The sequence below is a fragment of the Simplicispira lacusdiani genome (genome assembly GCF_003604195.1).
In the GTDB taxonomy this organism is placed as follows: Bacteria; Pseudomonadota; Gammaproteobacteria; order Burkholderiales; family Burkholderiaceae_C; genus Simplicispira; species Simplicispira lacusdiani.
On the sequence record NZ_QXGR01000003.1, the window covers coordinates 81,563 to 101,005 of the forward strand.

20 protein-coding genes and 1 pseudogene are annotated in these 19,443 nt (G+C 64.0%); 11 read left to right on the forward strand and 10 right to left on the reverse strand.

The window, feature by feature from the left end; genetic code table 11:
• Positions 1-11: 11 nt before the first annotated feature.
• Positions 12-731, reverse strand: a complete 720-nt coding sequence (locus D8S75_RS04925; protein WP_119964844.1) for a YebC/PmpR family DNA-binding transcriptional regulator — start codon at positions 729-731, stop codon at positions 12-14.
• Between the two features lie 79 nt (positions 732-810).
• On the opposite strand from D8S75_RS04925, the gene D8S75_RS04930 reads away from it, so the two are divergent.
• The 5 genes from D8S75_RS04930 (at position 811) to D8S75_RS04950 (ending at position 6,678) form a co-directional block, all read left to right on the forward strand.
• Positions 811-2,340, forward strand: coding sequence for a helicase HerA-like domain-containing protein (locus D8S75_RS04930; RefSeq protein ID WP_119964845.1), 1,530 nt, complete (start codon positions 811-813; stop codon positions 2,338-2,340).
• 7 nt (positions 2,341-2,347) lie between these two features.
• Positions 2,348-3,178: a UCP032817 domain-containing protein gene (locus D8S75_RS04935; protein WP_119964846.1), complete on the forward strand. Its 831-nt coding sequence runs from the start codon at positions 2,348-2,350 to the stop codon at positions 3,176-3,178.
• Between the two features lie 139 nt (positions 3,179-3,317).
• Positions 3,318-4,298 (forward strand): threo-3-hydroxy-L-aspartate ammonia-lyase, encoded by a 981-nt coding sequence (locus D8S75_RS04940; protein ID WP_119964847.1) that lies wholly within the window; start codon positions 3,318-3,320, stop codon positions 4,296-4,298.
• A 42-nt stretch (positions 4,299-4,340) separates the two neighbouring features.
• Positions 4,341-4,970, forward strand: coding sequence for a uracil phosphoribosyltransferase (gene upp / locus D8S75_RS04945; RefSeq protein WP_119964848.1), 630 nt, complete (start codon positions 4,341-4,343; stop codon positions 4,968-4,970).
• Between the two features lie 67 nt (positions 4,971-5,037).
• Entirely contained in the window at positions 5,038-6,678 is a 1,641-nt protein-coding gene (locus D8S75_RS04950; RefSeq protein WP_119964849.1) for a cytochrome D1 domain-containing protein, read from the forward strand.
• Between the two features lie 53 nt (positions 6,679-6,731).
• Here D8S75_RS04950 and D8S75_RS04955 read toward each other — a convergent pair whose 3' ends face one another.
• From D8S75_RS04955 to D8S75_RS04960, 3 genes and pseudogenes are all read right to left on the reverse strand, one after another.
• On the reverse strand, positions 6,732-7,547 hold the full coding sequence (locus D8S75_RS04955) for a crotonase/enoyl-CoA hydratase family protein (RefSeq protein ID WP_119965100.1): 816 nt from the start codon (positions 7,545-7,547) through the stop codon (positions 6,732-6,734).
• Between the two features lie 79 nt (positions 7,548-7,626).
• Positions 7,627-8,037: a nuclear transport factor 2 family protein gene (locus D8S75_RS17700; protein WP_269813993.1), complete on the reverse strand. Its 411-nt coding sequence runs from the start codon at positions 8,035-8,037 to the stop codon at positions 7,627-7,629.
• Positions 8,038-8,094: 57 nt separating this feature from the next.
• Positions 8,095-10,113, reverse strand: a pseudogene (locus tag D8S75_RS04960) (oxidoreductase); the annotation flags it as partial.
• A 131-nt stretch (positions 10,114-10,244) separates the two neighbouring features.
• On the opposite strand from D8S75_RS04960, the gene D8S75_RS04965 reads away from it, so the two are divergent.
• Positions 10,245-10,799 (forward strand): PadR family transcriptional regulator, encoded by a 555-nt coding sequence (locus D8S75_RS04965; RefSeq protein WP_119964851.1) that lies wholly within the window; start codon positions 10,245-10,247, stop codon positions 10,797-10,799.
• A 77-nt stretch (positions 10,800-10,876) separates the two neighbouring features.
• On the opposite strand, the gene D8S75_RS04970 is transcribed toward D8S75_RS04965, so the two are convergent.
• The 6 genes from D8S75_RS04970 to D8S75_RS17705 all read right to left on the reverse strand — a co-directional run bounded on the left by D8S75_RS04970 (position 10,877) and on the right by D8S75_RS17705 (position 16,882).
• Positions 10,877-12,598 (reverse strand): nitrite reductase, encoded by a 1,722-nt coding sequence (locus D8S75_RS04970; RefSeq protein ID WP_119964852.1) that lies wholly within the window; start codon positions 12,596-12,598, stop codon positions 10,877-10,879.
• Between the two features lie 257 nt (positions 12,599-12,855).
• Positions 12,856-13,212, reverse strand: coding sequence for a cupredoxin domain-containing protein (locus D8S75_RS04975; RefSeq protein ID WP_198673149.1), 357 nt, complete (start codon positions 13,210-13,212; stop codon positions 12,856-12,858).
• 24 nt (positions 13,213-13,236) lie between these two features.
• On the reverse strand, positions 13,237-14,064 hold the full coding sequence (locus D8S75_RS04980; RefSeq protein WP_119964853.1) for an ethylbenzene dehydrogenase-related protein: 828 nt from the start codon (positions 14,062-14,064) through the stop codon (positions 13,237-13,239).
• 66 nt (positions 14,065-14,130) lie between these two features.
• Positions 14,131-14,724 (reverse strand): NapC/NirT family cytochrome c, encoded by a 594-nt coding sequence (locus D8S75_RS04985; protein ID WP_119964854.1) that lies wholly within the window; start codon positions 14,722-14,724, stop codon positions 14,131-14,133.
• Positions 14,725-14,818: 94 nt separating this feature from the next.
• Complete coding sequence (locus tag D8S75_RS04990; RefSeq protein WP_119964855.1) at positions 14,819-16,507, reverse strand: cytochrome D1 domain-containing protein; 1,689 nt, start codon at positions 16,505-16,507, stop codon at positions 14,819-14,821.
• A gap of 180 nt (positions 16,508-16,687) precedes the next feature.
• The gene (locus D8S75_RS17705) at positions 16,688-16,882 is read right to left on the reverse strand and encodes a hypothetical protein (protein ID WP_232828938.1); all 195 of its coding nucleotides are present in this window, start codon (positions 16,880-16,882) and stop codon (positions 16,688-16,690) included.
• Between D8S75_RS17705 and ccmA the strand changes: the two genes are divergently transcribed.
• The 5 genes from ccmA to ccmE are packed head-to-tail and all read left to right on the forward strand — an operon-like array spanning position 16,835 to position 19,442.
• Positions 16,835-17,407 carry a cytochrome c biogenesis heme-transporting ATPase CcmA gene (gene ccmA / locus D8S75_RS04995; RefSeq protein WP_232828934.1) on the forward strand — a complete coding sequence of 191 codons (573 nt, stop codon included), beginning with the start codon at positions 16,835-16,837 and terminating at the stop codon, positions 17,405-17,407. The two genes, D8S75_RS17705 and ccmA, sit on opposite strands and share 48 nt — an antisense overlap.
• Complete coding sequence (gene ccmB, locus D8S75_RS05000) at positions 17,404-18,105, forward strand: heme exporter protein CcmB (RefSeq protein ID WP_119964857.1); 702 nt, start codon at positions 17,404-17,406, stop codon at positions 18,103-18,105. Before ccmA ends, ccmB begins: the two co-directional genes overlap by 4 nt.
• Positions 18,102-18,842: a heme ABC transporter permease gene (locus tag D8S75_RS05005; protein ID WP_119964858.1), complete on the forward strand. Its 741-nt coding sequence runs from the start codon at positions 18,102-18,104 to the stop codon at positions 18,840-18,842. The genes ccmB and D8S75_RS05005 overlap by 4 nt, the downstream gene beginning before the upstream one ends.
• 19 nt (positions 18,843-18,861) lie before the next feature.
• Positions 18,862-19,008 carry a heme exporter protein CcmD gene (gene ccmD / locus D8S75_RS05010; RefSeq protein ID WP_232828910.1) on the forward strand — a complete coding sequence of 49 codons (147 nt, stop codon included), beginning with the start codon at positions 18,862-18,864 and terminating at the stop codon, positions 19,006-19,008.
• Positions 19,005-19,442 (forward strand): cytochrome c maturation protein CcmE, encoded by a 438-nt coding sequence (gene ccmE, locus D8S75_RS05015; protein WP_119964860.1) that lies wholly within the window; start codon positions 19,005-19,007, stop codon positions 19,440-19,442. Before ccmD ends, ccmE begins: the two co-directional genes overlap by 4 nt.
• Position 19,443 lies beyond the last annotated feature (1 nt).

Consider the following 19,443-nt stretch of genomic DNA (forward strand, 5'->3'; position numbering starts at 1 on the left):
GGGGGCTTTATTTACAGTGCGGCGTTGTGGAAGACATCCTGCACATCGTCCAGGTCTTCCAGGATATCCAGGAGCTTTTGCATGCGGGCGGCGTCGTCGCCGGCCAGCTCGATGGTGACGTCGGGGCGCATGGTCACGTCGGCCGCGTCGGGCGTGAGGCCGGCGGCCACCAGGGCGTTCTTCACGGCCTCGAACTCGGCGGGCGCGGTCAGCACCTCGATGGCGCCGTCCTCGTCGGTGACCACGTCGTCGGCGCCGGCTTCGAGCGCCACTTCCATGACCTTGTCCTCGTTCGTGCCGGGGGCGAAGATGATCTGGCCCACGTTCTTGAACTGGAAGGCCACCGAGCCTTCGGTGCCCATGTTGCCGCCGTGCTTGCTGAAGGCGTGGCGCACCTCGGCCACGGTGCGCACGCGGTTGTCGGTCATGGTGTCGACGATGATGGCGGCGCCACCGATGCCGTAGCCCTCGTAGCGGATTTCCTCGTAGTTCACGCCTTCGGCGTTGCCGGTGGCCTTGTCGATGTTGTATTTGACACGGTCGGCCGGCATGTTGGCGGCCTTGGCCTTCTCGATGGCCAGGCGCAGGCGGGGGTTGGCCGAGGGGTCGCCACCGCCGGTGCGCGCAGCGACGGTGATTTCACGGATGATGCGGGTCCAGATCTTCCCGCGCTTCTCGTCCTGGCGCCCCTTGCGGTGCTGAATGTTCGCCCATTTGCTGTGTCCGGCCACGGGAAATCCTTTGTATTGATTTAATCTACTGGGAGCGATTTTACTTTTGCCCGCGCCCATACCCCCGAGGAAACCCGAAATGGCCGAACCCCTGCTGATTGCCAAGCACGCCTCCACCGAATGCCACCTGCTGCCCGGGTTGGCCAACCGCCACGGCCTGATCACCGGCGCCACGGGCACGGGCAAGACCGTGACGCTGCAAACCCTGGCCGAGAGTTTCTCGCGCATCGGCGTGCCGGTGTTCATGGCCGACGTGAAGGGCGACCTCACCGGCGCCAGCCAGCCGGGACGCATTGGCGAGAAGATGGCGGCCGTGCTCCAGGAACGCGGCCTCCCGCTGCCCGCGCCGCAGGCCTGCCCGACCACCCTCTGGGACGTGTTCGGCGCGCAGGGCCATCCGGTGCGCGCCACCGTGACCGACATGGGCCCGCTGCTGCTGGGCCGCATGCTCAACCTCAACGAGACGCAGCTGGGCGTGCTCAACCTGGTGTTCAAGATCGCCGACGACAGCGGCCTGCTGCTGCTGGACCTCAAGGACCTGCGCGCCATGCTGCAGTACGTGGGCGACAACGCCAAGGAGTTCACCACCGAGTACGGCAACATCAGCGCCGCCAGCGTGGGCGCCATCCAGCGCGGGCTGCTGCAGATCGAGCAGCAGGGCGGCGACCAGTTCTTCGGCGAGCCCATGCTCGACATCCAGGACTTCATGCAGACCGACACCAACGGCCATGGCGTGGTGAACATCCTGGCGGCCGACAAGCTCATGAACTCGCCGCGCCTGTACGCCACCTTCCTGCTGTGGATGCTGTCCGAGCTGTTCGAGCAGCTGCCCGAGATCGGCGACCCCGAGAAGCCCAAGCTGGTGTTCTTCTTCGACGAGGCCCACCTGCTGTTCAACGAGGCGCCCAAGGTGCTGGTCGAGCGCATCGAACTCGTGGTGCGCCTGGTGCGCTCCAAGGGCGTGGGCGTCTATTTCGTCACGCAGAACCCGCTGGACATCCCCGACAGCGTGCTCGCCCAGCTCGGCAACCGCGTGCAGCACGCGCTGCGCGCCTTCACCCCGCGCGACCAGAAGGCCGTGAAGGCCACGGCCACCACCATGCGCCAGAACCCGGGGCTGGACATCGAGACCGCCATCACCGAACTGGCCGTGGGCGAGGCGCTGGTGAGCTTCCTCGACGCCAAGGGCCGCCCCGGCGTGACCGAGCGCGTTTACGTGCTGCCGCCGGGCAGCCAGATCGGCCCCGTCACGCCGCAGCAGCGCCAGGCGCTGATGGCGGGCTCGCTCGTGGCGGGCGTTTACGAGAAAGTGGTGGACCGCGAATCGGCCTACGAAAAGCTCAAGGGCCGCGCGGAGCAGATGACCGCCCAGGCCCAGGACGGCGCGGCCGGCGGCAAGGCGGCCCCGGGCGCCCCGGCCGACGAGGGTGGCGGCCTGCTGGGCGGCCTCAACGATGTGCTGTTCGGCTCCACCGGCCCGCGCGGCGGCCGACGCGACGGGCTGGCACAGACTATGGCCAAGTCGGCCGTGCGCACCATGGGCACCACGCTGGGCCGCGAGATCCTGCGCGGCGTGCTGGGCAGCGTGTTCGGCGGCCGCAGGCGGTGAAGCCGGCATGACAGGCTTTGAATACTTGCTCCTGAAACTGTCCGCGCGGATCAGTCTCACCGCCATCGCCCTGGCACTCTGGGGGCTAGCGCTCTTGGGGGCCTTGGCCGGATGGTGGGACGCGCAGTGGCGCTGGATCGTCTATCTGATATTCACGCTGCTGGCGCTGTGGGCACTGAAGCGCTGGACGCACGCCGTGCGGGAGCGTTTTGTCCGCGAATCTGCGTTTCCACAAATCCTCAAGCGGCGCCTGCGCGACACCTATCCAAACCTCTCGCCCAAAGATTGCGAATTGGTGGAACGAGGACTGCGCCAGTTCTTCGTGGCTTGCCTGCGCAGCCATGGCAACTTTGTTGCCGTTCCATCCAAGGCGGTAGACACGCTCTGGCACACCTTCACCCAGATGGGCACCGCCTACGAAGACTGGTGCCGTGACGCGCTGGGATTCGTGCCCGAGTATGCGCCCGCCATGGCACTGGGAAAAAAGGCGCACAACAACGATGGCTTGCGCCGCACTTGGTACTGGTCCTGCAAGGACGAGTCGATCCGGCCGCGAACCCCAAGTCGGCTGCCGCTATTGTTCGCGCTCGATGCCAAGCTCGCCATTCCCGACGGCTTCCACTACCTTCCAGGCACGGCCGCCGATGGGCGCAAGCCCCGGCCGGGCAGCAATACCACGCAGCATCTAGGCACCAGTTTCTGCGACCTTGGCTACAGCGGCAACGCCGAGGACTTTGGCGGCTGCGAAAGCCATCCCGACAAAAGCAGACACAGCGATGGTGATGGGAACGACGATGGCGAATCCGATGGCGGTGGGGACATGGGTAACGGCGACTGAGCTGTGATTGCATCAAATTTCATAGCTGCTGGGGCACGCCCCATCTGCCCTTCAGGGTGATTTTTTTGCCAAATGCCCCCCTGCGGCCTAAGATGGGGCAAGAACCTGGCGCCTTCGCCAGGCGTCAGAGGATGCCGACATGACCACCCTGCTCTCCCAGCTCCAGCCCACCGCGCAAGACGTCATCAATGCAGCCCACCATCTCAAGGGGCTGGTGCATCGCACGCCCGTGCTGCGGTCGAGCACCGCCGACGAGATGCTCGGGGCCCAGCTGTTCTTCAAGTGCGAGAACCTGCAGCGCACCGGTGCCTTCAAGTTCCGGGGTGCCTTCAACGCGCTTTCGCAGTTCGACGACGAACAGCGCGAGCGCGGCGTCATCACGTTCTCCGCCGGCAACCATGCGCAAGCCATCGCGCTGGCCGCGCGGCTGCTGGACATGCCGGCGCTCATCCTCATGCCCGAGGACGCGCCCGCCTCCAAGATGGCCGCCACGCGCCAGTACGGCGCCCAGGTGGCCACCTACAACCCCGTCACCGAAGACCGCGAGACCATCTGCCAGCGTCTGGCGCTGGAGCGCGGCATGACGCTGGTGCCGCCGTCCGAGCACATCCACGTCATCGCCGGTCAGGGCACGGCCGCGCTGGAGCTGCTGGAGGAAGTGCCCCGGCTGGACTACCTGTTCGTGGGCGTGGGCGGTGGCGGCCAGCTCGCCGGCAGCCTGCTGGCGGCCAAGGCAGTGGCGCCGCTGTGCCGTGTCTACGGTGTCGAACCCGAAGCGGGCAATGACGGCCAGCAGTCGCTGCGCGCCGGGCACATCGTGCGCATTCCATACCCGCGCAGCACCATCGCCGATGGCGCCCAGGCACAGGCCTTGGGCCCCCTCGCCTTCGACATCATCCAGCGCGAGGCCGAGGGCATCGTCACCGCCAGCGACCCGCAGCTCGTGCAGGCCATGCGCTTCTTCGCGGAACGCATGAAGATCGTCGTGGAGCCCACGGGTGCGCTGGCCTTCGCCGGCGCGCAGCACGCGGGAGTGGACATCCGCGGCGCGCGCGTGGGCATCATCATCAGCGGCGGCAACGTGGACTTGCCGCGCTACGCCCGATTTCTGGCAGACTGAGTGCTTGTTTACCGACTCTTACACGAAGCAGTGAATTCCGCCATGAGCAATGTCCACGTCATCGACCACCCGCTGGTGCAGCACAAGCTGACCCTGATGCGCAAGAAAGACGCCAGCACCAACAGTTTCCGCCGCCTGCTGGGCGAGCTGAGCACCCTGATGGCCTACGAGGTCACGCGCGACATGCCGCTGCAGGACGTGCAGATCGAAACCCCGCTCGAAACCATGACCGGCAAGGTCATCGACGGCAAGAAGCTCGTGCTTGTGTCCATCCTGCGCGCCGGCAACGGCTTTCTCGACGGCATGCTCAACGTGGTGCCCGGCGCACGCGTGGGCCACATCGGCCTGTACCGCGATCCGGCCACGCTGCAGCCCGTGGAGTACTACTTCAAGATGCCGTCCGAGATGGACGAGCGCGACATCATCGTGGTGGACCCCATGCTGGCCACCGGCAACTCGGCCGCTGCCTGCGTGGACCGCCTGAAAAAGCTCAACCCCCGCTCGATCAAGTTCGTCTGCCTGCTGGCGGCGCCAGAAGGCGTGGCCACGCTGCAGAAGGCCCATCCCGACGTGCCGATCTACACCGCCGCCATCGACCGCGAACTGAACGACCACGGCTACATCCTGCCCGGCCTGGGCGACGCGGGCGACCGCATCTTCGGCACCAAGTAGGCGCCACGCCCCTGCCTGCGGGCACGCAGCGCGTGCCCGCAGGGCCGCAACACGCACGGTCCCCCCCATGAACACCCTGAACCGCCCCCCCCTCGCCCCCCAGGCCGGACACGCGCTGCCCCGCGCATTGGCATGGCTGGGCGCCACCGCGCTGCTGCTGGCCACCAGCCTGCCCGCGCGCGCGCAAGACGCCGCCGCCCTGTTCCAGCAGCACTGCGCCGCCTGCCACGGCGCCAGCCGGCTGGGCCAGTCGGCCCCGGCACTGCTGCCCGAAAGCCTCGCACGCCTGCGCAAGGCCGAGGCCCTGAAGGTGATCCGCGAGGGCCGCGCAGCCACACAAATGCCGGCCTTTGGCGGCCAGCTCACCGACGCGCAGATCGCGGCGCTGGCGGAGCATATCTACACCCCGGTGGTGCCGGCGCCCACCATGACGGAAGCCGACATCAAGGCGTCCCGCATCGTCCAGCACGCGCCGGGCAGCCTGCCCGCCACGCCCGCGCCCATCTTCCAGGGCGTGGACATGATGAACCTCTTCTTGGTGGTGGAAACCGGCGACAACCATGTCACCGTGCTCGACGGCGACAAGCTCGAACCCATCCACCGCTTTCCCTCGCGCTTCGCGCTGCACGGCGGCCCGAAGTTCACGCCCGACGGACGCTACGTGTTCTTCGCCTCGCGCGACGGCTGGATCACCAAGTTCGACATCTGGAACCTGAAGGTGGTGGCCGAGGTGCGCGCCGGCATCAACACGCGCAACCTGGCTGTCTCGGGCGACGGCAAGTACGTGGCCGTGGCCAACTACCTGCCGCACACGCTGGTGCTGCTCGACGCCGAGCTGAACCTGCTCAAGGTACACCAGGTGCTCAACAAGGACCGCAACCGCACCTCGCGCGTCTCGGCCGTGTACGACGCGGCGCCGCGCCAAAGCTTCATCGCGGCGCTCAAGGACGTGCCCGAAGTCTGGGAAATCAGCTACAACCCCAAGGCCGACGACGTGCCGATCGGCGTGATCCACGACTTCCTCTACAAGGAAGGCGCCTTCATTCCGGGCTTCCTGAACCCGCGCCGCACCTACCTGTCGGAGCCCATCGACGACTTCTTCTTCACCCAGAGCTACGACGAGCTCATGGGTGCCAGCCGCGAGGCCGGCAAGGGCCAGGTGATCCACCTCGACGTGCGCAAGAAGATCGCCAACCTGCAGCTCCCGGGCATGCCCCACCTGGGCTCGGGCATCACCTGGAAGTACCGCCCCCAGCCCGGCGCGCCCGAGCGCACCGTGATGGCCACGCCCAGCCTGCACGAGAGCCAGGTGACGGTGATCGACCTGGAAACCTGGAAGACGGTCAAGACCATCCCCACGCTGGGCCCGGGCTTCTTCATGCGCAGCCACGAGAACACCCCCTACGCCTGGACTGACTCGATGATGTCGCCCAAGGCCAAGGACACGCTGCAGGTGATCGACAAGCGCACCCTGGAGCGCGTGGCCGACATCCGCACCGACCCGGGCAAGACCCTGGCGCACGTGGAGTTCACGCGTGACGGCAAGTACGTGCTGGCCAGCCTGTGGGAGCGCAAGGCCGACGGCGGCGCCATCGTCGTCTTCGATGCCGCCACCTTCAAGGAGGTCAAGCGCATTCCCATGGACAAGCCGGTGGGCAAATACAACCTGCACAACAAGATCACGCGCTCCGAAGGCACGAGCCACTGAAGCCCCCTCCCCCGCCACAAGGACCGCCACAACGGCCCTTGGGCGGTGGGCGCTCAGTCCTTGAAGCTTGGCGCCTTCTTGGCCATGTTGGACATCATGGCCTCGGTCAGGTCCTGGCTCATGAGCATGGCGGCGTTCCAGGTGGCGATGTAGTTCAGGCTGTCGGCCACCGAATGGTCGCGGGCGTAGGTGATCATCTCCTTGGTGCCGCGGATGGACAGCGGCGACTTGGCGGCGATGGTGGCGGCGATCTCGTGCACACCGGCGTAGAGTGCCTCGCGGCTCTCGAACACGCGGTTCACCAGGCCGATCTCCTTGGCCTCCTGTGCGTCGAACCGGCGGCCGGTGTAGGCCAGCTCGCGCACGATGCCCTCGCCCACCAGCTTGGGCAAGCGCTGCAGCGTGCCCACGTCGGCGGTCATGCCGATGTCGATCTCCTTGATGGTGAAGTAGGCGTCGCTGCTGGCGTAGCGCATGTCGGCGCAGGTGACGAGGTCGATGCCGCCGCCGATGCAGCCGCCGTGGATGGCCGCGAGCACGGGTTTGCGGCAGCGCTCCAGGCTGGTCAGGGTGTCCTGCAGGTCGAGGATGACGCGGCGCAGCGCCTCGCGTGTGCGGCCGTCGCAGTCGTTCTGGATCTGCGGGCCCAGGCCCATCATCATCTGCAGGTCGATGCCGGCGGTGAACAGCTTGCCCTCGCCCTGCAGCACGGCCACGCGGGCCTCGGGCGTGGTGTCCACCCACTGGAAGGCCTGGCGGATTTCCTGCCACATGGTGGCGCTCATGGCGTTGGCCTTGTCCGGGCGGTTCAGGCGCACGGTGGCGATATGGTTCTCCAGCGAAACAGACAGGGTTTCAAACTGCATCATGGGCTCCATTTTTCAAGTGTTTTTGGCCTCTAGCGCTTACGCAGAAAGCGCCAATAGCTATTAATTTAGCAGCAAACAATCAAACCTTCGCGCCCTTCATGGCTGCCAGGTAAGGTGCCAGGCGCTTGCCCATCTCGTCGCCCAGGGCCTGCAGGCCGCTCATGGGGCGCACCATGACCTCGAAATCGACGATCTTGCCCTCGTCGTCGAAGCGCACCATGTCGATGCCCTTGAGCTCCTTGCCATTGACTTTGGCCGAGAACTCCAGCACCACGCTGCGGCCGTCGGCGTCGGCGAACTGGCGGTGGTAGGTGAAGTCCTCGAACACCTTGACCACCGTGCCCAGGATGAGCTGCACCGCCTGCGCGCTCGGGTACGGCGTGTGCGCCATGGGCGAGCGGAAGACGGCCTTGGGGTGGAGGATGGAGGGCAGCTCGGCCAGGTTGGCCTCGGCGACCATGGCGTGCCACTTCTCCAGGCTTTCGACCACGGCGGGGGCGAGGCGCGCGGCCGGGGCGGTTGCGGCCTCCTTGCGGGCCGTGGTGTCCAGGCTCAGGGCCAGTTCCGTGCCCTGCTTGATGGCGCGCTTGGCGTCCAGCTCGGCGGCCTTGTCGGCCCCGCCGATCAGGTGCACGCTGCAGCCAGCGGCCAACAGTTCGGCCTGCAGCGCGCGCTGCGGCTCCTGGCCGGCGCAGAGGATGACGTTGTCCACGGGAAGCACCATGTCCTTGCCGTCCACGGTGATGTGCAGGCCCGCATCGTCCACCTTGCGGTAGTTCACGCCGGGGATCATCTCCACGTCGCGGTTCTTCAGCGAGGTGCGGTGGATCCAGCCCGTGGTCTTGCCCAGGCCATCGCCCACCTTGCTGGTCTTGCGTTGCAGCAGGTACACCTTGCGCGGGATGGTGCCGATGCGCGGTGCCTGCACGCCGCCACGCGCGCCACCCGTGGTGTCCACGCCCCATTCGGCGAAGAACTTGGCCGCGTCCAGGCTGGGGCTGGTGCCTTCGTGCAGCAGGTATTCGGACACATCGAAGCCGATGCCGCCCGCGCCCACAACGGCCACGGTCTTGCCCACGGGCTTCTTGTCGCGCAGCACGTCGAGGTAGCTCAGCACCTTGGGATGGTGCACGCCCTCGATCTCGGGCGTGCGCGGCACGATGCCGGTGGCCAGCACGACGTGCTTGTAACCCTCGCCGATCAGGTCCTGCGCGCTCACCTTGCGGCCCAGTTGCAGCTTCACGCCGGTCAGTTCGATCTGCTTGCCGAAGTAACGCAGCGTCTCGTGGAACTCTTCCTTGCCCGGCACCTGCTTGGCGACGTTGAACTGGCCGCCGATTTCCTGGGCGGCGTCGATCAGCGTGACGTCGAAGCCGCGCTGGGCGGCCGTGGTGGCGAAGGCCAGGCCCGCCGGGCCGGCGCCCACCACGGCGACGCGTTCCTTCGCTGCGGCGGGCTTGTGGATGAGGATGGTCTCGTGGCAGGCGCGCGGGTTGACCAGGCAGGAGGTGATCTTGCCGCCGAAGGTGTGGTCCAGGCAGGCCTGGTTGCAGCCGATGCAGGTGTTGATCTGGTCGGACAGGCCGGCGGCGGCCTTGTTCACGAAATCGGGGTCGGCCAGGAAGGGGCGCGCCATGCTCACCATGTCGGCGCAGCCCTCGGCCAGCACCTGTTCGGCCACCTCGGGGGTGTTGATGCGGTTGGTGGCCACCAGCGGAATGCCCACCTTGCCCTTGAGCTGTTTCGTCACCCAGGCGTAGGCGGCGCGCGGCACCTTGGTGGCGATGGTGGGAATGCGTGCCTCGTGCCAGCCGATGCCGGTGTTGAGGATAGTGACGCCCGCCTTCTCCAGCGCCTGCGCCAGTTCGATCACCTCCTCGGTGGTGGAGCCGCCTTCCACCAGATCGAGCATGGACAGGCGGAAGATGATGATGAAGTTTGCCCCCACCCGTTCGCGCGTGCGGCGCACGATCTCCAGCGGGAAACGGATGCGGTTGGCATACGAGCCGCCCCACTCGTCGTCGCGGTGGTTGGTGTGCGCGGCGATGAATTCGTTGATGAGGTAGCCCTCCGAACCCATGATCTCCACGCCATCGTAGCCGGCGCTCTGCGCCAGGGCGGCGGCGTTGGCGTAGTCCTCCACGGTCTGCGCCACTTCCTCGCTGGTCAGCGCGTGCGGGCGGAACGGGCTGATGGGCGCCTTGATGGCGCTTGGCGCCACCAGTTCGGGGTGGTAGGCATAGCGGCCGAAGTGCAGGATCTGCATGCAGATCTTGCCGCCGGCCTCGTGCACGGCCTGGGTGACGACCTTGTGCTTGTCGGCCTCCGCCTGCGTGGTCATGGCAGCGCCGCCGGGCATGGGACGCGCGCGGTCGTTGGGGGCGATGCCGCCCGTCACGATCAGGCCCACGCCACCCCGGGCGCGCTCGGCGTAGAACGCGGCCATGCGCGCGAAGCCGTCCTTGGCCTCCTCCAGACCCACGTGCATGGAGCCCATGAGCACGCGGTTCTTGAGGGTGGTAAAGCCCAGGTCCAGGGGCGCGAGCATGTGGGGAAAGGCGGTCATGGCGGTTCCTTGAAAAAGGTTGGCTAGAGGAAAAATGGTGCACTATGCAACCAGTTGCACAAAAGTGTACGGTCGTTCACTTTGTTATGCAACTGGTTGCATAACAAAAATCCCCGGATAGACTGCACCGTATGTCCTTGCCACACGCCGTCCTCACCTCTCTGCTGGAAAAATCCACTTCGGGCTACGATCTGGCGCGGCGTTTTGACAAGTCCATCGGCTATTTCTGGCATGCCACGCACCAGCAGATCTACCGTGAGCTCGCGCGCATGGAGGCCGCGGGCTGGATCGCATCGAGCACACCCCCGGACGCCGGCAAAACACGCAAGCGAGAGTACCGTGTGCTGCCCGCCGGGCGCGCGGAACTGGCGCGCTGGGCCAGCGAGCCCTCTCCACCGATGGATCTGCGCGATGATTTCATGGTCAAGCTGCGCGCGGATGCGGCGCTGGGCGAGGTCGATCTGCGCAGCGAATTGGTGCGCCGGATCGCTTTGCACCGCGAAAAACTGGCGCAGTACCAAGCCATCGAGCAGCGCGACTTTCTGCAGGGCGGGCCGCTACCGCGCGAGTTGCAGATCCAGCACATGATCCTCAAGAAAGGGATCCTGTACGAGCAGGCTTCCATCGACTGGACCCAGGAAATGCTGGGCGTTCTGGAGGCTCTGCCCGCTACCACTGCCCCATAAAAAAAACCACCCAGTCCGCAAGGATGGGTGGTGTAAAAACGGGTGCCCGGCCCCGCCGGTCCGGGCACCTGGAACGATCAGTACACGTCGTGCTGCGTGTTGTTGACGTTGAACTTGCCCGTGGGCGTGATCAGGCGCGGATCCTTGATGACGGTCTTGAGCTTGAGCGTCTTGTCATCCACCACGACGATCGCCGAAGCCTTGTCCTTGGCAGACCAGACGGAGAACCACACCTCGTCACCCGCCTTGTTGTACTCGGGCTGAACGACACGCTTGCCGCCACCGTCGTCCGGCAGACCGGCCCACTGGGCGATGGGCAAAACCTTGTAGCCCGCGTCGAGATCGTTGATGTCATACACCGCGATCGACTGCGACAGCGCCGCATCCGGGTTCAGCGTGGTGTCCACATACAGGTGCTTGGATTTTGGATGGCTCTTGAGGAACAGCGAGCCGCCTCCCTGCCCCTTGAGTGTCTGCACCACCTTGAAGGCGTACTGCTTGTGCTTGACCGGATCGGTTCCGATGAGCGAAACCGTCTCATCGCCCAGGTGCCCCGTCGACCACACTGGGCCGTACTTGGGATGCTTGAAGTTGGCGCCGCGACCGGGATGCGGAATCTTGCCCACATCCACCACCGCCGCCACGGTGTCGGTCTTGGAATCAATCACGCCGATCTTGTTGCTCTGGTTGGCCGCCACCATGAAGTAGCGCTTGGAGGAGTCCCAGCCACCATCATGAAGGTAGCGCGCCACGCCCACTTCAGTGACCTTGAGCGACTTCATGTTGGAGTAATCGACCATCAAGGATTTGCCAGTCTCCTTGACGTTCACGATGAACTCGGGCTTGTGCAGCGACGCCACGATGGACGCCACGCGCGGCTCGGGGTGGTACTCCTGGGCATCCACGGTCATCCCACGTGTGGCCACGATCTTGAGCGGCTCCAGCGTGTCGCCATTCATGATGACGAACTGGGGCGGCCAGTAGGCGCCGGCGATGGCCAGCTTGTCCTCGTAGCCCTTGAACTTGGAGGTTTCCACCGAACGTGCTTCCAGGCCAATGCGGATCTCGGCCACGTTGGTGGGTGTTTCCATCCACAAGTCGACCATGTTGACGCGGCCATCGCGCCCGATCACGAACAGGTAGCGCCCAGAAGCCGACACGCGGGAAATATGCACCGCGTAGCCGGTCTTGATGATGTTGATGATCTGCTTGCTGTCGCCGTCGATCAGCGCCACTTCGCCGGTATCGCGCAGCGTGGTCGAGAAGATGTTGCTGATGTTGTAGCTGTTCATCTTCTTCTTGGGACGGTCCGCCGGCGGCACCATGACCTTCCAGGTCCCCTTCATGTCCGCCAGTCCCCACTCGGGTGGCTGCGGCGGCTCATGCTGGATGTAGCGCGCCATAAGGTCCACCTGCGCCTCGGTCAGCTCGCCCGAGGTCTGCCAATTGGGCATGCCGGCCGGAGATCCGTAGGCGATGAAAACCTTGAGGTAATCCGTGCCCTTGGGCACGGTCAGGTCCGGTGTCAGGGGTTTGCCGGTGGCTCCCTTGCGCAGCACGCCATGGCAGCCGGCGCAGCGCTCGAAATAGATCTTGCGCGCGGCATCGAATTCCGCCTGCGTCATGGACGGCGCCTTGGGATTGGTGCTCTGCACCATGGGTTCGGCCGTGAGAGGAGACGTACCTGCCTGGTAGTTCTTTTCTGCCGGTGTCACGCCCTTCTGCTCTTGCGCGGAAGCAGCGAGCGCAAGCGTCGTCAGCAGAACCGCCGAGACGCTTTTCAGTTGCAAGTTTTTCATCGAGTGCTCCAAGTATTACTTCGTTGTTTGATTGGCACCGTTTTCACGTACCAATGCCTCACGAGCCAACTAGCCCCCGCCGCGAGGCAGGCCTACTATAGGTCGAGCAAAAGCGTCCGGGATGATATGAATCAACCCAGCAAACAACTCAAGTAATTTCGAAGCAAAAACCCTATCAGAGAGACTGACAGAGAAACATCGCTGCTAAGGAGTGGCGCGGGATGTAGGGCGCAACTACTGAAAAAATGGCGCAAGCTTTAGGGCGCCACCACGACCACCACACCCTTCATTTCAGGGTGCGGGCCACAGGAGTAGGGATACTGTCCAGGAGCATCAAAGCGGCGCTGCCAGCTTTCCTGGGGAAAGAACCGCTCGGATTCCCCCCCTTGCTCCGGAGAAAACAGCACCGAATGGCTGGTGCGCTTCTCCTGGTTGGTCCAACGGACCGTATCCCCGACGCGGACACGAACTTCCGCAGGCTCGAAACGGTAATTCTGGATGGCCACTTCAACGGTCTGCTGCGCAGACACAGGCAGGGAAGTGGCCGCCACGGAAAAAGCGAGTGCCGCGCATGGCAGCACCCGCCATCCTGCTTTCATGACCGAGAACAGCATGTTCTCATGCCATTGGCAAGGAATTTACTGCTTGAGCGCCTTCACGTCGCCATCCGCGCCCACGCCCAGCGTGTAGCCCAGAGAGACATGGTGGAAGCGGCCGGAAGCATGGTCGCCGTGGATGGCGATACCGAACGGCACGGTCTTGCCTTCGCCAGGGTTCTTGCTGGTGAAGGTGACGGTGTAGGTATCGCCAGCCTTGGAACCTTCGGCTTGAGCGCCCAGGGTGCCGCCGTCCATCTTGCGGTCGGCGGTCACGGAGCCGTTGGCCACCTTGGCGCCCTTGGCGCTCTTCCACTGCATCAGCTGGTACGAACCCGCCTTGACATACTTGGTCTTCTTGTCATCGGCGCCGGGCATGGTGCGTGCGTCGTTGTGGCAGGAAGCCCAGCAGCCCGCTTGGTTCGCCAGTTGCACCTGTGCATCCGGGAACATCACGGTGGCCTTGACCTCGTTGTCCTTGTCGCCCTGGTCGGCGCCGCCGGCGGGAGCCTTGAAGGTCAGGCGGATGTAGAGGTTGCTGGCGTCGTAGGCGGCTTGCACTGCGACGGGGTAGTTCATGGTCTTGGGAGCACCCTTGGGCTCCATGTCCTTGCCGGCCAGACGCTTGAAGTCGAAGTTCAGAGCGCCCTTCTCTTCATGGCAGCCAATGCAGGTCTCGCCCTTCTTGAGGCCGGCCGTACCGCTGTGGTCCGACTTCTTGCCGACCCACTCCATGGGCGAAACGCCAGGATGGAAGACATGGATATCGCGCTTGGGAACCTTGGCCCAGTCGGGCGCGGCGAAAGCGGCCTGCGATCCCACAGCCAGCAGCGAACCCAAAAGCATCATGGAAAGGGTGGATTTTTTCATCGATAACTCCTAGTAGGTGTTCTTCTACCGGCGGCCAGCCCAACCGGGCCTGGCCACCATACAAGCTTACAGATCTTCGTCTGCGTCTTCCTTCATGCCTTTGGGCTTGGTATGCGCAATGCCCTTGTGGCAATCGATACAGGTCTGCTTCTCTTCCTGCGCGATCTTGTGCATCTTGGCGCCACGCGCCTTCTGCTTCTCGACATCCATGCCCTCGAAGCTATGGCAATTACGGCATTCACGCGAATCGGCGGCCTTCATCCGCGCCCACTCCCGTTCCGCCAGGGTCAGGCGCTTGGCCTCGAATTTTTCCTTGGTGTCGATGGTGCCGGTCAGCTTGCCCCACACCTCGCGGCTGGCCTGGATCTTGCGGATCATCTTGTGCGTCCAGTCCTTGGGCACATGACAGTCCGAGCAAACAGCGCGGACACCCGTGCGGTTGCTGTAGTGGATCGTCTTCTTGTATTCCTGGTACACGTTGTCGTGCATTTCATGGCACGAAATACAGAAGTCCATCGTGTTGGTCGCTTCCATACCGGTGTTGAAACCACCCCAGAACAGAATGCCAGAGATAAAGCCCGTCACCAACAGACCAAGCAGCGAATACTTCGCGCTCGGCTTTTTCAGCGTGGCCCACAAGGTTGCAAGTTTTCCAGCCATCAAATCTCTCCCCACTTCGTTTTCGCATCAGAGACGCGTGGATCGAGGGGCTTGCGCCCCTCGATCCTTCTTGCCTCAGTTCAAGGCTGTTCTATCAGTAAATGTCGTGCTGCGTGTTGTACACGTTGAACTTGCCGGTGGGGGTGATCATCTTCGGATCGGTGATCACCTTCTTCACCTTCAGCGTTGCATCGTCATACACCACGATGGCGGACTGGTCGGTCTTGCCGCCCCACAGGGAGATCCAGACTTCCTTGCCGTCAGCCGAGTACTCGGGGTGCACGGCGCGCTTCACGGCCTTGGTTTCCGGCAGACCGGAGTCCTTGGCAACGTTCAGGATCGCCTTGGGCTTGGACAGATCAGCCATGTCCCACACGGCCACGGATTCAGCCAGGTCCTTGTCGGGGTTCTGAGGAGCGTCAGCCCAGAAGTGCTTGGACTTCGGATGGGTCTTCACGAACAGGTTGCCCGGCACGTGCTTCATTTCCTGAACAACCTTCCAGTTGTACTGCTTGAACTGCTTGTGCTTCGGATCTTCCGAGGGCGTGGAAATCAGCGTCACGACATCGGCGCCCAGGTGGCCGGTAGCCCAGACGGGACCGAACTTGGGGTGGACGAAGTTCGCGCCACGGCCGGGGTGGGGGATCTTGGCCGTATCGACCAGGGCCGCCAGCTTGCCGGTCTTGGTGTCCACAGCGGCGATCTTGTTCGAGGCGTTGGCCGCGACCAGGAAGTAGCGCTTGGAAGCATCCCAGCCGCCGTCGTGCAGGAACTTGGCGGAAGCGATGGTGGTGGTCTTCAGGTTTTCGATGTCCGAATAATCCACCAGCAGGATCTGGCCGGTTTCCTTGATGTTGACGACCCACTCAGGCTTGATGAACGAAGCCACGATGGAAGCCACGCGGGGTTCGGGATGGTATTCGCCGTCCACGGTCATGCCACGGGTGCCCACCACCTTGCGGGGCTTGAGCGTGTCGCCGTCCATGATGACGTACTGCGGGGGCCAGTAGGAACCGGCGATCGCGTACTTGTCTTCGAAGCCCTTGAACTTGGAGGTATCCACCGAGCGCGCATCGAAACCGATCTTCAGCTCAGCCACCACGGAGGGCTTTTCCATCCACAGGTCGATCAGGGACAGACGGCCGTCGCGGCCGATCACGTACACATAGCGGCCCGAAGCGGACAGACGCGAGATGTGCACGGCGTAGCCGGTCTTGACGATGCTGACGATTTCCTTGGTGTCGCCGTCGATCAGGGCCACTTCGCCCGTGTCGCGCAGGGTCACAGAGAACACGTTCTTCAGGTTCAGCTTGTTCATCTGCTTGGTCGGACGCTTGTCGACCGGCACCATGAGCTTCCAGGAATCCATCGTGTCCTTGAAGCTGTACTCCGGCGGCACATCAGGCGTGTTCTGGATGTACTTTGCCATGAGCGTCAGCTCTTCCTTGGTCAGGATGTCGTCAAAGTTCACCATACCGCCATCGGTACCGTAACCAATGATCTTTTCCAGACGCGACTGACCCAGGGCCAGCGTACCGCCTTCGGTCTTCTTGCCGTCCTTGTCGGTCTTGGTCCAGTGCGGCTCAAGGTTCTTACCGGTGGCACCCTTGCGCAAGACACCGTGGCAGCCAGCGCAACGCTCGAAGTAGATCTTCTTGGCTGTTTCCTTCTCGGCGGCCGTCATGGCGGGCGCCTCAGGCTTGTTGTCTTGAGCCATTGCAGGAACTGCAAGGCCCGTCAGCATCACCACTGCAGCAATGCTCGAAAGGCGGGGAAATGTCATCGTTCTTACTCCATAGGTACCTTGCAGCCAATTCCGCCCTGGGGCGGCAATCAAAACCCGGTGACGGCTACACAAGTCGATCCGAGTAAATCCATTATGTCCGTGCAGTCTCTCAAACACTTGACCTATGTTAAAGGAGCATCCTAAATACATCTAAGGGCAACAGAATGTACGCACAATTCAGGCATTGCTTGTGGTGGCGTGCGCGCGCATGAATCGTGCGCGCGCCTGCCTTAAGATGCAAGCTTGTGACCTGGATACAACAAATTGAAATCTGAGCCGGTTCTTACCTTTGACAATCTCGGTTGCAGCAAAGGCGGTCGCCAACTGTTCCAGGGCATCCATTGCGTTTTGCAATCCGGATGCTGGCTTCATGTGGTGGGTGCCAATGGCATAGGAAAAACCAGCATGCTGCGCATGCTGTGCGGCCTCGCACCCATCGAGTCGGGCGACATCCAGTGGAACGGCCAATCCATCCGCAAGCACCGCGCGGCTTTCGAGCAGGACCTGTGCTACCTCGGCCACCTCAACGGCCTGCAGGAATCCATGACGGTGAATGAAAACCTGGCTTTCGCTGCGGCGCTGCGCGGCCTCCGGCCGGACCCGGCACGGGTGCCCGCCATCCTGGCCCGCTTTGGCGTCCCGGGGCGCGGCGAGCACCTGGTGCGCCATCTATCGCAAGGCCAGAAACGCCGCGTGGCCCTGTCGCGGCTGGCGCTGAGCCCCGCCCGGCTCTGGGTACTCGATGAACCCTTCGTGGCCATGGACGACACAGGCATTCGCATGCTGACCGATCTGATCGCCGAGCATCTGGCCACCGGCGGCCTGGCCGTGCTGACCAGCCACCAGCCCGTGGAGATCGGCGACGTGCCAGTCCAGATCCTGGAGCTGCGCGCATGAAGCCCCTCTCTTCCGCCAAGCCCCTGGGGCTGGCCTCGGTCCTGTTCGCCGTGCTGCGGCGCGAAGTCGCGCTGGCGCTGCGCCAAAAGGGCGAGGTGCTGACACCGCTGGTGTTTTTCATCGTCGTCGCCAGCCTGTTCCCGCTCGGGGTCGGCCCCGAGTCGGCCCTGCTGCTGCGCATGGCGCCCGGCGTGTTGTGGGTCAGCGCGCTGCTCGCGGCCATGCTGTCGCTGCAGCGTATGTTCGCCAGTGACTATGCCGATGGCTCGCTGGAGCAGATGCTGCTGTCGCCTACCCCCCTGACCCTGCTGGTGGCCGCCAAGGCGCTGTCGCATTTCGTGCTGTCCGGCCTGCCGCTGGTGCTGGTGGCGCCGGTGCTCGGGCTGCAGTTCGGGCTGGATGGCCGCGCACTCGGCATCCTCATGCTGTCGCTGCTGCTGGGCACGCCCACGCTGAGCCTGATCGGCAGTATTGGAGCATCGCTCACCTTGGGCGTGCGCGGCGCTGGGGTACTGCTCTCGTTGTTAATATTGCCGCTCTACATCCCCGTGCTGATCTTTGGCGCAGGCGCCGTGGAAGCGGATGCCTCCGGCCTGGGCGCCAGCGGTCACCTCTCGCTGCTCGCGGCCTTGCTGGTGCTGTCATTGTTCTTCGCCCCCCTCGCCACCACGGCCGCCTTGAAAATTTCCCTGGAATGAAAACACACGGCATTCAATGGTTCAAATACGCCTCCCCCCAGAATTTCTATTTTCTGGCGGGAAGGATGTGGCCCTGGTTCGCAGCCCTGGCAACCGTGCTGATGGTGGCGGGCCTGTGGATCTCCTTCTTCGTGGCGCCGGTCGATGCCCAGCAGGGCCAGGGCTACCGCATCATCTTCGTGCATGTGCCGACGTCCCAGATGTCGATGTTCATCTACATCGTCATGGCCGGCTGGGCCGCCATCGGCCTGGCCTTCAACACCCGCCTTTCGGGCATGATGGCGTCGGCCCTGGCGCCCACGGGCGCGCTGTTCGCATTCCTTTCACTGGTCACCGGGTCGCTCTGGGGCAAGCCGATGTGGGGCACCTGGTGGGTGTGGGACGCGCGGCTGACGTCCGAGCTGATCCTGCTGTTTCTGTATCTGGGCTTCCTGGCGCTGCAGTCGAGCATCGACGACCCCCGCCGCGCCGACAAGGCCTGCGCCGTGCTGGCCCTGGTCGGCGTGGTCAACGTGCCCATCATCTATTTCTCGGTCATCTGGTGGAACACCCTGCACCAGGGCGCGTCCGTGTCGATGACACGTGCGCCCTCCATGGCGGCTCCCATGCTCTGGGGCATGCTGATCATGGTGGTGGCTTTCTGGATGTACACCATCGCCGCCGCCCTGGCACGGGTGCGCAACATCATTCTCGACCGGGAACGTCATACCGAGTGGGTCAAAAATGCAGTGGAATAGCGTTTCGGAATTCTTCGCCATGGGCGGCTACGCCCTCTATGTCTGGGGAAGCTTCGGGGCCACGGCCCTGGTGATGGTGGTGGAGTCGCTGCTGATCCGCAGCCGGCGCAAGGAAATCCAACGAAACCTTCGCGCCGAACTTGAATCGAACGAAGCTCAATCATGAAACCACGTCACAAACGCGCCGCCATCATCGCCGGTGGCCTCGCCGCCTTGTCCCTGGCTGCCTTCCTGGTGCTCAATGCCTTTGAAAGCAACCTCGTCTTCTTCTTCAGCCCCAGCCAAGTCGCCGCTGGCGAGGCCCCCAAGAACCGTACCTTCCGCGTGGGTGGCATGGTCAAGGAGGGCTCGATCGAGCGCAAGGACCTCACGGTCAGCTTCATCGTCACCGACACCGCCCAGGACATGAAGGTCACCTACACCGGCATCCTTCCCGACCTGTTCCGCGAAGGCAAGGGCGTGGTGGCCCAGGGGAAGCTGGCCGATGACGGCCTGTTCACCGCCACCGAGGTGCTGGCCAAGCACGACGAAAACTACATGCCCCCCGAGGCGCAGCACGCGGTCGACCAGGCGCAAAAGACCATTGAAACGCTGAAATAAC